General features: G+C 59.3%; 13 protein-coding genes. 7 read left to right on the forward strand and 6 right to left on the reverse strand.

The features are described from left to right. Positions 1-62 precede the first annotated feature (62 nt). Positions 63-1469 (reverse strand): serralysin family metalloprotease, encoded by a 1407-nt coding sequence (locus AACY18_RS18185; RefSeq protein ID WP_339465598.1) that lies wholly within the window; start codon positions 1467-1469, stop codon positions 63-65. A 281-nt stretch (positions 1470-1750) separates the two neighbouring features. Here AACY18_RS18185 and AACY18_RS18190 point away from each other — a divergent pair, with 281 nt between their 5' ends. The 4 genes from AACY18_RS18190 (at position 1751) to AACY18_RS18205 (ending at position 5090) form a co-directional block, all read left to right on the forward strand. Continuing rightward, positions 1751-3697: a DNA topoisomerase III gene (locus AACY18_RS18190; protein WP_339465599.1), complete on the forward strand. Its 1947-nt coding sequence runs from the start codon at positions 1751-1753 to the stop codon at positions 3695-3697. A 48-nt stretch (positions 3698-3745) separates the two neighbouring features. Continuing rightward, positions 3746-4249 carry a GNAT family N-acetyltransferase gene (locus AACY18_RS18195; RefSeq protein ID WP_339432693.1) on the forward strand — a complete coding sequence of 168 codons (504 nt, stop codon included), beginning with the start codon at positions 3746-3748 and terminating at the stop codon, positions 4247-4249. A 45-nt stretch (positions 4250-4294) separates the two neighbouring features. Continuing rightward, positions 4295-4585 (forward strand): hypothetical protein, encoded by a 291-nt coding sequence (locus AACY18_RS18200; protein WP_339465600.1) that lies wholly within the window; start codon positions 4295-4297, stop codon positions 4583-4585. Between the two features lie 175 nt (positions 4586-4760). Continuing rightward, complete coding sequence (locus AACY18_RS18205) at positions 4761-5090, forward strand: hypothetical protein (protein WP_339465601.1); 330 nt, start codon at positions 4761-4763, stop codon at positions 5088-5090. A gap of 65 nt (positions 5091-5155) precedes the next feature. Here the strand turns inward: AACY18_RS18205 and cynR are convergent, their stop codons facing one another. Beyond that, a complete protein-coding gene (gene cynR / locus AACY18_RS18210; RefSeq protein WP_339465602.1) occupies positions 5156-6034 on the reverse strand; it encodes a transcriptional regulator CynR in 879 nt (292 codons plus the stop codon). A gap of 122 nt (positions 6035-6156) precedes the next feature. On the opposite strand from cynR, the gene cynS reads away from it, so the two are divergent. Then, a complete protein-coding gene (gene cynS / locus AACY18_RS18215) occupies positions 6157-6624 on the forward strand; it encodes a cyanase (RefSeq protein WP_339432697.1) in 468 nt (155 codons plus the stop codon). Positions 6625-6684: 60 nt separating this feature from the next. Beyond that, complete coding sequence (locus AACY18_RS18220) at positions 6685-7344, forward strand: carbonic anhydrase (RefSeq protein WP_339432698.1); 660 nt, start codon at positions 6685-6687, stop codon at positions 7342-7344. A 52-nt stretch (positions 7345-7396) separates the two neighbouring features. On the opposite strand, the gene AACY18_RS18225 is transcribed toward AACY18_RS18220, so the two are convergent. From AACY18_RS18225 to AACY18_RS18235, 3 genes are all read right to left on the reverse strand, one after another. Next, positions 7397-8899, reverse strand: a complete 1503-nt coding sequence (locus AACY18_RS18225) for an aldehyde dehydrogenase family protein (protein ID WP_339465603.1) — start codon at positions 8897-8899, stop codon at positions 7397-7399. A 96-nt stretch (positions 8900-8995) separates the two neighbouring features. Continuing rightward, positions 8996-9904 carry a glutaminase B gene (gene glsB / locus AACY18_RS18230; RefSeq protein ID WP_339432700.1) on the reverse strand — a complete coding sequence of 303 codons (909 nt, stop codon included), beginning with the start codon at positions 9902-9904 and terminating at the stop codon, positions 8996-8998. A gap of 160 nt (positions 9905-10064) precedes the next feature. Beyond that, positions 10065-10673 carry a tRNA-(ms[2]io[6]A)-hydroxylase gene (locus AACY18_RS18235; protein ID WP_339432701.1) on the reverse strand — a complete coding sequence of 203 codons (609 nt, stop codon included), beginning with the start codon at positions 10671-10673 and terminating at the stop codon, positions 10065-10067. A gap of 158 nt (positions 10674-10831) precedes the next feature. Between AACY18_RS18235 and AACY18_RS18240 the strand changes: the two genes are divergently transcribed. After that, positions 10832-11695 (forward strand): universal stress protein, encoded by an 864-nt coding sequence (locus AACY18_RS18240; protein ID WP_339432702.1) that lies wholly within the window; start codon positions 10832-10834, stop codon positions 11693-11695. Between the two features lie 102 nt (positions 11696-11797). Here AACY18_RS18240 and AACY18_RS18245 read toward each other — a convergent pair whose 3' ends face one another. Beyond that, positions 11798-12268 (reverse strand): DUF1289 domain-containing protein, encoded by a 471-nt coding sequence (locus AACY18_RS18245; RefSeq protein WP_221732659.1) that lies wholly within the window; start codon positions 12266-12268, stop codon positions 11798-11800. Positions 12269-12381: the final 113 nt, after the last annotated feature.

A 12381-nucleotide genomic window follows, 5' to 3' on the forward strand; every position in this document is an offset into this window, starting at 1 on the left:
AGCTCCTCATCTAAACGCCGCCCAACCCTCTCCCGGTGAGAGAGGGCCGCTTTCTCAGGGCATCAAGCAACAATATCGGTCGCCACCGCCTGCCCTACCACACCCACGGCAAAGTCGACCTGCCCCTGCCCGGTCAGATCGACCAGCAGCCCGGTCTGACCGTGCTGCGCGTAGTAAGTCAGAATCGCATCGCCCGCATGGCCGGTGAAACTGCTGACGAAATTCAGCGACGCCGCCCCCGTGGCAAACGCGGTAATGCCCGACAGATCTATCTTGTCCAGACCGCTCTGGAAATCCATGATCCAGTCCGGCTGGTTATTGGTCGAGTCGCTGGCTGCGCCGAACACGAAGGTATCCGCGCCCTCACCGCCCCACAGCACATCTGCGCCGCCACCACCGTAGAGGATGTCGTTGCCGGCCCCGCCAAACAGGTGATTGACCGCCCCGTTGCCGATCAGCAGGTCATTGCCTGATCCGCCCACGGCATTCTCCATGGTCACGCCATAGGCGATGGAGACGTTGCCGACCAGACCGCCGACGTCGGAGAAGGAACCCTCGTTGAGGTTGATCTTCTGGTTCTGGGTGAATCCGGAGAAATCCAGCCAGTCATTACCACCACCGTCCCACACCGAAAACACCACTTTGGACGACGCCGAAGTCGCGCTGTAATAATCGCGGTCAGTGTTGGAATTGAAGCCGTACCTCGTGTCCTCGGCGCGGGTCTCGTAGTTGGCACCGTAGAGTTTCTGCACCGCAACAATGTCGTCCAGCAACGGTGCCGAGGCGTAAGCCCCGCTGCCGCCCTTGCTGAAGTTCTGGTCAGTGTTGGCTTCGCTCCAATAACTCATCAGGCTGTAACCGCGAGTGTCTTCGGCGTACTTGGCGTCGGCGTAAGTCGGGCTGCCGTTGCCCGCGTTGTAGGCGCCAGGGTGCGACAGGCCGAGTGTGTGACCGATTTCATGCGTCAGGGTCTGGCGCCCGTAGTTGTTGGTGTCCGGGGTCTTGTTGACCTGATATTGATCGTTGATCAAGTACCACGATTGGCCATCATAGCTGCCGCCGCTCGGCAAATACGCGAACGCTGCGCCGCCGGTGCTGACGTCGTAATTGCCGAACGTCATGTGACCGTCGCCGCCCTTGCCCTCGGTGAAAGTGACGTTGGCGACGTCGGCCCAGGATTGCATGGCGAGCACCGCTTGAGCTTTTTGCTGGGCGCTGAATTCGCTGAAGTTGCCGAGTTTGGGGTTGTAGTTGGCCGGTTTGTCGGTCAGAAAGCTGTAGCTGAGGGAGATCTTGCCATCGGCATTTTTATCGCCCCACGACAGGCCCTTGCGCAGGATTTCGTCGGCGGCCTGATCGGCAGTGAACGAGGGTTTGCCGTTGACCAGCCCGACACCACGGTCATACAGGTGGCTGAACGTGTCCACGGCGGAGTAGGCGCTGCTGGCCTGGAAAGATGCTTGAGACATGAGTTACGTCCTTGTTGCAAAAGAGTCAGTGTCCGACAGACCACGGCGATCTCCTGGCGAGACCGTCCTGTCGCTCGCGTTTTTCTTTAAGGCGCGAAAAACCTGACACAGCCACCCACGCGGCGCTACTCAATTTCTCGATAGCGCCGGGCATGTCCCGTGAAAGCCCGTCATGTTCGGCAATCCTTTTCATCTGTATATCCATACAGATAAAAGTTGCCCCTGACGCTAACTCCGGCCATTCTGTGCGCCTGTTCGGACATTGATCGACGATGGTGGATATGCGGCTGTACCTCTGTGAAAAACCTTCCCAGGCCAAAGACATTGCGGCCGTACTCGGTGCAAAACGCCGGGGCGACGGCTGCTGGCTGGGAACAGACGTCACGGTGACCTGGTGCATCGGCCACTTGCTGGAAACGGCCCCGCCGGATGCCTACGACGCCCGCTACAAGCGTTGGGTGCTGGCGGATCTGCCGATCATCCCGGACAAGTGGAAAATGACCGTCAAGCCGCGTACCGCCAGCCAGTACAAAGCGGTAAAACGCTTGCTGGGCGAAGCCAGCGAGCTGATCATCGCCACCGACGCCGACCGTGAGGGCGAGATGATCGCCCGGGAACTGGTCGAGCATTGCCGCTATCGCGGGCCGATCCGCCGATTGTGGCTGTCAGCGCTGGATGAGGCATCAATCCGCAAGGCTTTGGCCGCGCTGAAACCGGGGGCCGAAACGTTCAGCCTGTATCACTCGGCGCTGGGTCGCTCGCGGGCAGACTGGCTGATTGGCATGAACATGAGCCGCCTGTTCACCCTGCTAGGCCGTCAGTCGGGCTATCAAGGTGTGTTGCCGGTCGGTCGGGTGCAAACGCCAACCTTGCGGTTGGTGGTGGATCGCGACCGCAGCATTGCCGATTTCGTACCGGTGCCGTTTTGGGCGATCGATGTGCAACTGCTGCACAACGGCACACCGTTTACCGCGCAATGGCGCGCCCCGTCGGATGTTTGTGATGATCAGGATCGCTGCCTGAATCAGGCGCTGGCGCAGCAAGCTGCCGCTGCGATCAGGGGTGCAGCCAGTGCCGGGGTGGTGAAGTTGCGTACCGAGCGCATGCGCGAAGTGGCGCCCCTGCCCTTCGACCTCGGCACCTTGCAGGAAGTCTGCTCGAAGAAACTCGGCCTCGGCGCGCAGGAAACCCTCGACATCGCCCAGGCACTGTACGAAACCTACAAAGTCATCACCTACCCACGCAGCGATTGCGGGTTTCTGCCGCTGAGCCAGCACAGTGAGGCGCCGGGGATTCTCGCGGCGTTGCGTCAGGCTGACCCAAGCCTTGAAGCGCTGCAGAGTTTTCTTGAACCTCAGCGAAAATCCCGGGCGTGGAACGACGCCAAAGTCAGCGCCCACCATGGCATCATTCCCACCGCTGCCGCGAAGAATCTGGAACGCCTGAGCGGCAAACACCGGGCGGTCTATACACTGATCCGCGCACGGTATCTGGCGCAGTTCCTGCCCAATCATGAATACGATCGCACCCAGGCTGATTTCGATTGCGGCGCTCAAGCGTTACGCGCCGTCGGCAAACAGATCATCGAGCCGGGCTGGAAACGCGCCTTACCCGAAGCGCTCGCGCCGGCCAAGGGGCGTGAGGCACCGGTGCCGCAAACCTTGCCAGCGTTATCTCAGGGCATCGAGTGCGCCGTTGCGAACGTGACGCTCAAGGATCTGTGGACACAACCACCCAAACCCTACACCGAGGGCGATTTGATCAAGGCGATGAAGAATGTCGCCAAACTGGTGGAAGATCCACTGCTCAAGCAGAAACTCAAGGACACCACGGGCATTGGTACTGAAGCCACCCGTGCGTCGATCATTCAGGGCTTGCTGGATCGCGGTTATCTGGTGAAAAACGGCAAGGCGCTGGCCGCCACACCCGCCGCGTTCAGCCTGATTGACGCCGTGCCCCGCGCCATTGCCGACCCCGGCACCACAGCGATTTGGGAACAAGCGCTGGACATGGTGCAGAGCGGCGAGATGAGTCTGGAAGAGTTCGTCACCAAACAGGCGGCATGGATGAGCAAACAAGTGACACGCTGCTCCCATCTGAGCCTGACCATCAGCGGCCCACCGCCCGCCGGCAAAGCTGCCACCCCCTGGAAGAAAAAGCGCAAATCGACGCGGAGCAACACCGCCGTCGCTACGAAACGCAAAGCAAAACCGGCAGCCAAAAAATAAAACACGCTACTGTTTCCGAGAGGCCCATCACTTTCAGGAACCCAAAGCATGCCCACCCTAGAACTGCACCCGGCCCAACGCGATGAACTCGAAACCCTCGAAAACCTGATGCAGTTCTACATGTACGACTTCAGCCAGTGGTTGCCGCTGAAACTCGCTGCACATGGCTTCTTCCCTATCCAATCGAAATCCGAATACTGGCGTCACCCGGCAACCCAACCGTTCCTGATACGGGTCGACGACGAACTCGCCGGCTTCGTGACCGTTGATAACGAAACACATATCGAGGGTGCCGAACACAACATCGGCTACTTCTTCCTCGCCCGGCGCTTTCGTGGCCAAGGCGTCGCGCAGTTTGTCGTCTCTGCCCTCTTGAGCCGCATCCCCGGTCAATGGCAAATTTTCCATATCGACGCCAACCTGCCGGCACAGCGCTTCTGGACCAAGCTGATCCCGGAATTGACCGGTGGCGCTTTCACCTTGCACCAGCGTGAAATGGACGGTTACCCGTGCACGTTCTACGCCCTTCACACACCTTTTTCCGTTGCCTGAACGGATCCTTTCTCATTCCAAAACTGCTTTGTCCGACAATATGTAGTGCCCAAAAACAAACACTACAAAACCGTTGACGGCATCGTTTTGCTTTTGCATGATGAAGACGTTCCCCGATCGGGAACATTTGGTAACACGCTTGAGCAAACTCGTCTGACCGCCGAGTTGTTTTTTCCGGATACACGCTGCCCACAAGGCAGATTGAAGAAGCTGACCTGGCCTGAACGTCCAGTACAAGGACGAGAAGCGCTGGCGAAAATTCTCAAGACGCTTGTGGTCGACCCTGAAAACGTCGGCAAGGGGCCTCCCGGTTTTCGCTGCTTCTCTTCGTTGTGACGCTATTGCGTAGCAGTTATTCAACACGACTACATGCAACAGATGCACGACCCCGTACTTCAAACGGGCGAGCGCTGACGTCCTGGTTTCGGTGCCAGGGATCAACTAACCGATGGGCTACCTGTATTAGCGAATCAACTTTGAAAGATCACCAAACTGGTCAAGGGGCAACATCATGAATCTGAACAACCAACCTACTATCGAAGAACTGGCTCGTATGTTCGCTGCGCAAAAAGACAGCCACGACAGCCATATTCTGTGGATCAGCAAGTCGGGGCAGGTGCATATCGACTGCCTGTCGCCCCACGCTGGCGAAGAAGAGTTCGAGCAGAACAACCAGAACCTGTTGGCCCGCCTGAAGATGTACCGTCGCGGCCACGGCTATGTCGGCAAAAAAGCCGCAGCCGACAAGGACTTCATCGGTAATGTTCTGCAAACGCTGAAACAGGCGTGGGACGCGATGCAGAACAAGAACGAAGTTCGGGTGATTGATCGGTTCTGCTGATTTACAACTTCAATAAAAAGGGCCTGCTTCCAATAAGAAGCAGGCCCTTTTTATTGCGTTCCAGTTCAGAGCGGGGGCTCCAGGATTAGATTCATAAATGCCACCGCCGCCGCACTGTGATAGTTATTGCGCCGCCGCAACAACGCGGCCCCACGCTGCGGCGCTTCGCTCTCGACCCGCAGCCTGCGCAATGCCCGATCGGACGTCGCAATCGCTTCCGGCAGCATCGTCGCCATCGGCGAATGCCGCACCACCTCCAGCAACGTACTCACCGAATTCACCTCAATGCGCACCTGCGGCGTGATCCCGTGCTGACGAAAATACTCATCGACCGACAAGCGCGTGATGAAATCCGACGCCAGCAAGGCGAAATCCAACTGCGCGATATCGTCAGGCGTCAGCACTGAATCACTTTCATACAACGGATGCTCGCGCCCGACCATGACACCCAGGGTCTCGGTAAACGCCGGAATGCACTCGATGTCCGGGCTGCGTACCGGGGTGAACGCAATCGCAATGTCCAGCGAGTCATCCGCCAGACCGGCCTCGACGTCGTCCATCGACAACTCGAAGATTTCCAGATGAATCCCCGGATATCGCGCCGCGTAGTCGCGCACCAGCGGCCCGACCAGATACGCCATAAACGTTGGCGTCATCGCCAGGCGCAACGTACCGCGGGTCAGGTCCTTCACGTCATGCAGTGCGCGCTTGCCCGCCTCCAACTCCACCAGCACCCGACGCGCACATTCAATGTAAGCCTCGCCGGCATCGGTGGCTTTGACCGTACGTGAAGTTCGATCAAACAGGCTCACCCCCAGTGTTTCTTCCAGTTGGCGAATCTGCTGCGACAAGGTTGGCTGCGACACATGCAGCGCCTCGGCCGCGCGAGTGAAGCCGCCGTGATCGGCAACGGCCAGCAGGTAACGCAAATGTCGCAGCAGCATGTGGGAGCACCATCTATAGGCAGGGCTTATGCAAAGCATTGTATATCGGTCTTGGACGCTATGGATAAATCGGCAGAAAATCAATCCCACACAGCAAGCCAACCCCTGAAAGGAGTGACACCATGCAACAGTCCCACGCCTACAACGACACCAGCCTGGCCCTGACCACCCGCATTCTGGACATCAAGGCACGCAAGAATCTGTCGTGGCAGGATCTCGCCGACGGCACCGGCCTCAGCCTGGCGTACGTCACCGCCGCCCTGCTCGGCCAACATCCGCTGTCGGAAACCGCCGCCCAAGTGGTGGGCGACAAGCTTGAGCTGGACGCCGACGCTGTCGCGGCCCTGCAAATCATCCCGCTGCGTGGCAGCCTCAGCGGCGTGCCGACCGACCCGACCATCTATCGCTTCCATGAAATGATCCAGATCTACGGCACCACCCTCAAAGCACTGGTTCACGAGCAGTTCGGCGACGGCATCATCAGCGCAATCAACTTCAAACTCGACATCAAGAAAGTCGAAGACCCGGAAGGCGGCTCCCGCGCCGTGGTCACCCTGGACGGCAAGTTCCTGCCCCTGCGTCCGTTCTGATGTGCCCGGCCCGCACTTTGCGTGCGGGCCATCCGATCTCCCTTCAACGAGGACATGCACATGAAAGCCCTGATCGACGGTTTCCTGAAATTCCAGAACGAAGCCTTTCCGCAACGCACCGAACTGTTCAAACACCTGGCAACCACCCAGCAGCCCGGCACCTTGTTTATCACCTGCTCCGACAGCCGTGTAGTCCCGGAACTGCTGACCCAGCAAGAACCCGGCGAACTGTTCGTGATCCGCAACGCCGGCAATATCGTGCCGTCCTACAGTCCGCATCCGGGCGGGGTTTCGGCGACAGTGGAATATGCGGTGGCGGTGCTTGGTGTGACCGACATTGTGATCTGCGGCCATTCCGATTGCGGCGCGATGACGGCGATTGCCAAATGCAAATGCATGGATCATCTGCCGGCCGTCAGCGGTTGGTTGCAGCATGCCGAGTCAGCGAAAGTGGTGAACGAAGCCCGGCCACATGCCAATGACGCGGCAAAATTGAGTTCGATGGTGCGCGAAAACGTGATCGCGCAACTGGCGAATATCCAGACCCATCCGAGCGTGCGCCTGGCACAGGAGAAAGGCCTGCTGAATCTGCATGGTTGGGTGTATGACATCGAGACCGGCTCGATCGATGCGCTGTCCTCGGACCGCCGCACCTTTGTGCCGCTGGCCGAACAACCGGCTACTTGCGCCGTTCACGCAAACACCAGCGCAGCAGCCTGAATTACATTGCGCCCCTGTGGCGAGGGAGCCTGCTCCCCCACCACAGGTTCTTTCAGCGCTTTACACCCAGATCAATCTGGGTCATGCGGCTACGCACGGTAAACACACCATCGCCCGAAAGAATCGCACTGCGCGCAAACAACCGTCCGTTCTCCCAGTTCGAAAGCCCCAGCTCCGGCTTGTTCAGCGCGTACTGGCCATCGACCCAGCGGGTAATGCCATTACCCACGAACGGTGCGTTGACCGCGTTATAGAAGCGCTCCTGAACAGCGGCATCCTCACTGATCAACGACACGGTAAATTGCGGGCTATAGCGGTTGAACAATGCAATCGCCTGATCCAGATCGTCGACGATCATCAAGCTGACTTCCGGGGTTTCTTCCCATTCCCACTCGCGCCCCAAATCCGCCTGCGCCAACGGTTCAGCCAGTGCTTCGGTCTGATAACCCTCGGCACGATAGACCTCGACCGTCGCGTTCTGCCACTCGCCTGGCAGACAACGTTCGCTGCCCTCGACGATGTGCAATTTGCAGCCCTGGCCGCGTGCGGTACCGGCCTGTTGCAGCGCGTCGAGGAACAGCGGCACCAGTTCATCGGCACGTTCGCGCTGAATCAGGCAGACATTCAGGGTGTTGCAGACCTTGCGATCCAGCGAGTTGCGCACCACCGCCGCAAAGCGTTTTGCGTCAGCCTCACGATCGGCTATCAGCCATGCCCCCCCAGTGCCATGCAGGCTGACCGCCGTGCCCGCCTGCTGGGCAATGCTGCCCAATTGACTGACTGCACGTCCTGACCCACGAGCCACCGCCAACGACAGACGTCGATCAGCAAACATCGCCCAACCGGCGGCGTGATTGACACTCTCCACCAGCGACACCGCGCCCACGGGCAGACCGGCCGCAGCCAGCGCCGGGTTCAACGCGTGAGCAACAATGGCCTGCGCCGTGCCCAACGCATCGCTGCCGATACGCAGCACAGCGGTGTTGCCGGTGCGCAAGACGCCGGCGGCATCGGCGAACACATTCGGCCGACCTTCAAAGACGAAAGCGACGATACCCAGTGGCGAGACCACTTGCTCGACCTTCCAGCCATCGTGCTCGACGCTGCTGATGACTTTGCCGCGCGTCGGTGCGGCATCACGCCAGGCGCGCAGGCCGGCAATCATGTCGCGGCGCATGCGCTCATCGGCCAGCAAGCGTGTGGTGGAGCGCCCGCGAGCCTTCGCCCGTTCGATGTCGGCAAGGTTGGCTGCCTCGATCTGCGCCCAGCACTCAGGGGTTTGCAGGCGCAGTGCGAACAAATCGAAGAACTGACTGATCGCTTCGTCGCTGACCGCAGACAACGCGATAAAAGCCGCCGCCGCACGTTCAATCGCCACGGCGGCCGCTTGTTGATCGGCCACCGGAATCAGCAACAACTCGCCACTCACCTGCTCCACCAGCAGGTGGTCACCGGGCTGAAAGCGCGCGGCCAGTTCGGGGCTGACCACGGTGACGCGGTTACCAGCGAAAGGGATCGGCGTGCCAGCGACTAGACGTTCGAGCGCAAGAGACATGAAGCAGATTCACCATGCAGAGGGCGGCCGGAAAATGTAGCGGATTCTTCGCCGGAATAACACTCCCACAAGGTTTGCAGAGCCTGGCTAATCGGGTCAGAACACCGACCAGCCAATGCGCGAACTGAGCATCTCCAGCGCCGCCATGCCCGCCAGCGAATTACCGGCAGCATTCAATTCCGGCGACCACACGCAAACCGTGAACTGCCCAGGCACCACCGCGACAATCCCGCCGCCGACGCCACTCTTGCCCGGCAGGCCGACGCGATAGGCGAAGTTGCCCGCCTCGTCATACAAACCGCTGGTGGCCATGATCGAGTTAACCTGCTGGGTCTGGCGTCGCGTCAGAATCTGTTCGCCGCTGTGCTTGCAGTAGCCGTCATTGGCCAGAAAGCAAAAGGCCCGGGCCAGATCGATGCAGTTCATGCGCAGCGCGCAGTGGCTGAAGTAACTGCGCAACACTGATTCGACGTCGTTGTGGAAGTTGCCGAACGATTGCATCAGGTACGCCATTGCCGCGTTGCGTGCACGGTGCTGGTATTCAGAGTCGGCGACTTTGCCATCGATCATGATCTGCGGATTGCCCGACAGACGCCGGACGAAGTCACGCATCGACAAGGTCGGTGCGGCAAAGCGCGACTGGTTGATGTCGCAGATCACCAGCGCGCCGGCGTTGATGAACGGATTGCGCGGGCGACCGCGTTCGAATTCCAGCTGCACCAACGAGTTGAACGGCTGACCGGACGGCTCATGGCCCAGACGCTCCCAGATCGCCTCACCGGAATGTTCAATGGCCTGCACCAGGCTGAACACCTTGGAAATACTCTGCACCGAGAACAGCGTCTCGGCGTCGCCGGCGCAATACATCTCGCCGTCGTTACCGTACACAGCGATGCCCAACTGGTTGGGCGCCACGGTGCCGAGGGCAGGAATGTAGTCAGCCACTTTGCCCTGCCCGATCAGGGGCCGGACAGCATCAAGGATCTCGTTCAACAGCGCTTGCATGCCGGGTTCCGAAGTCTCGCCCCGTGGGATTGCGGGGACACTGAGGCTAGACGCTGGCGGCATGCATCGAATCACACCGGCAGGCATCATGCAGAATATTCTTGGCTCAATCGCACCCCTGGCAATCGGAGAGTCCCCGAAGGCTGCGACAGTTTGAGCTTCAGGCTAGCGCCGGCACACCGCTGTGGAAACGGAATTCGGCGTCCGGCGATTCGATCAGTTCCTGTTCGGCCGCACGCACCTTATCGATCACCTGAGCCACATCCCTGGCCTCACCATACTGATAAGCCAGCTTCAGATACCCTTGAAAATGCCGGGCTTCGCTTTTCAACAGGCCGAAGTAAAACTTGCCGAGTTCTTCGTCCAAATGTGGCACCAGTGCTTCGAACCGCTCACAACTGCGCGCTTCGATGAATGCACCGACCACCAGCGTATCCACCAGTTTCACTGGCTCGTGGCTGCGCACCACTTTACGCAGGCCCGAGGCGTATCGGCCGGCATGCAGTTGACGCAACTCGATCTTGCGGCGTTTCATCAGGCGCATGACTTGCTCGTGGTGCACCAGTTCTTCCCGGGCCAGACGCGACATCATGTTGATCAGGTCGACGTGGGAGTGATACTTGGCAATCAGGCTCAGCGCGGTGCTGGCAGCCTTGAACTCGCAGTTCTTGTGGTCGATCAGCAGGGTTTCCTGATCGGCCAGTGCGGCCTGAACCCAGGCATCGGGTGTGCGGCAGCCAAGGAATTCGTGGATTTCGGGAAGGATCATGGGGCTCACGGTCAAGGTGTTCGAGCGAAGGGCGCCGATTATACCGGCCTGCCCGAAGACCACCAGCGGCTGGCGTTGATATGCATCAAGTCGCAGGTGCTGGCGCAGCAACTATAGTTGTGCAACGCCGTGCCCTTTACTCGCTGGAGACTCCGCTCATGCAAGCCATTCGCAGCATTCTGGTGGTCATCGAACCCGAACATTCGGAGAGCCTGGCGCTCAAGCGCGCCAAGTTGATCGCAGGTGTGACCCAGGCCCATCTGCACCTGCTGGTGTGCGACAAGAAGCACGACCATGCCGGCATGCTCGGCGTGCTCAAAGCCGCCCTGCTGGCGGACGGTTACAGCGTCACCACCGAACAGGCCTGGAACGAGAGCCTGCATGAAACCATCACCGACGTGCAGCAGGCCGAGGGTTGCGGGCTGGTGATCAAACAGCACTTCCCTGACAGCTCGTTGAAAAAAGCCCTGCTGACCCCGGCGGACTGGAAGCTGTTGCGCCACTGCCCGACCCCGGTGCTGCTGGTGAAAACCTCTACGCCCTGGAAAGACAGAGTCATTCTGGCGGCGGTCGATGTCGGCAATGCCGACGGTGAACACCGCCATCTGCATACCACGATCATTGATCATGGGTTTGATATTGCCAGCCTGGCCAAAGGGCATCTGCATGTGATCAGCGCCCATCCGTCGCCGATGCTGTCGGCAGCCGACCCGACCTTCCAGCTCAAATCGACAATCGAGGCGAAGTATCGCGAGCAATGCAGGGCGTTCCAGGCGGAGTTCGATGTCGATGACGAGCATCTGCACATCGAGGAAGGCCCAGCGGATGTGTTGATTCCGTTCATGGCGCACAAACTGCAAGCAGCCGTGACCGTAATCGGCACCGTGGCGCGTACCGGATTGTCAGGTGCGTTGATCGGCAATACGGCGGAGGTGGTGCTCGATACGCTGGAAAGCGATGTGTTGGTGCTCAAGCCGCAGGAGGTTGAGGATCATTTGCTGGAATTGGCGGTGAAGCATTAAGTTTTGCGGCGTCACACAGGGCCTCTTCGCGAGCAAGCCCGCTCCCACGGTTTGAAATGCATTCCCGTGTGGGAGCGGGCTTGCTCGCGAAACTTTTGACCTTCAGGCGCCAAACGCGTCTTTGAGAAAGCCCGGTGCGATGTAGCGCTGATAGTGCGCTTCCGATAACAGGAAGAATTCCCGATCAATGGCATCGCGCAGTTCCGGCAGGTTCCAGTCGCGAAACTCCGGCAGCAGCACCATCCCGTAGGCTTCCAGATTAATGATCACCCGCGCCCCTCGGGCAATCAGCTGATACGCCCAGCAATACTCGGACTGATGGGGCACAAAGCGGATCTTGCGCTGCTCCAGTTGCTGACGCAGACGCGCCGAATCAAAGATCTCGACCTTGGCCGCCATCACTTGTGACAGCAATTGCTCCAGACGCAGCCACACCGCACGTTTTTCCTCCTCGTTGTAACCATTCCAGTTGATCACTTCGTGATGGAAACGCTTGCAGCCACGGCACACCAGATCACCGTAAACAGTGGAGCAGAGGCCGACGCAGGGGGTCTTGATGGTCTGATTGGGCATAAGGTTGGCAAAGGCACTGAAACGCGGAACAGGTCGGCATGTTAGCCCTTTGTCTAACATTGATCACCCCTCAAACTTGAGGGCCTAACTTACCTTTAATTTTTTTTTGCCGT

The organism is Pseudomonas sp. EA_65y_Pfl2_P74 (assembly GCF_963970575.1).
Taxonomy (GTDB): Bacteria; Pseudomonadota; Gammaproteobacteria; order Pseudomonadales; family Pseudomonadaceae; genus Aquipseudomonas; species Aquipseudomonas baetica_A.

Coding starts and splice junctions, on each gene's coding strand:
- AACY18_RS18225 (WP_339465603.1), bottom strand. CDS start 8,899: ATGTCTCTTGCGCTCGAACGTCTAGTCGCTGGCACGCCGATCCCTTTC.
- AACY18_RS18235 (WP_339432701.1), bottom strand. CDS start 10,673: ATGATCCTTCCCGAAATCCACGAATTCCTTGGCTGCCGCACACCCGAT.
- glsB (WP_339432700.1), bottom strand. CDS start 9,904: ATGCAAGCGCTGTTGAACGAGATCCTTGATGCTGTCCGGCCCCTGATC.
- cynS (WP_339432697.1), top strand. CDS start 6,157: ATGCAACAGTCCCACGCCTACAACGACACCAGCCTGGCCCTGACCACC.
- cynR (WP_339465602.1), bottom strand. CDS start 6,034: ATGCTGCTGCGACATTTGCGTTACCTGCTGGCCGTTGCCGATCACGGC.
- AACY18_RS18205 (WP_339465601.1), top strand. CDS start 4,761: ATGAATCTGAACAACCAACCTACTATCGAAGAACTGGCTCGTATGTTC.
- AACY18_RS18245 (WP_221732659.1), bottom strand. CDS start 12,268: ATGCCCAATCAGACCATCAAGACCCCCTGCGTCGGCCTCTGCTCCACT.
- AACY18_RS18195 (WP_339432693.1), top strand. CDS start 3,746: ATGCCCACCCTAGAACTGCACCCGGCCCAACGCGATGAACTCGAAACC.
- AACY18_RS18240 (WP_339432702.1), top strand. CDS start 10,832: ATGCAAGCCATTCGCAGCATTCTGGTGGTCATCGAACCCGAACATTCG.
- AACY18_RS18190 (WP_339465599.1), top strand. CDS start 1,751: ATGCGGCTGTACCTCTGTGAAAAACCTTCCCAGGCCAAAGACATTGCG.
- AACY18_RS18185 (WP_339465598.1), bottom strand. CDS start 1,469: ATGTCTCAAGCATCTTTCCAGGCCAGCAGCGCCTACTCCGCCGTGGAC.
- AACY18_RS18220 (WP_339432698.1), top strand. CDS start 6,685: ATGAAAGCCCTGATCGACGGTTTCCTGAAATTCCAGAACGAAGCCTTT.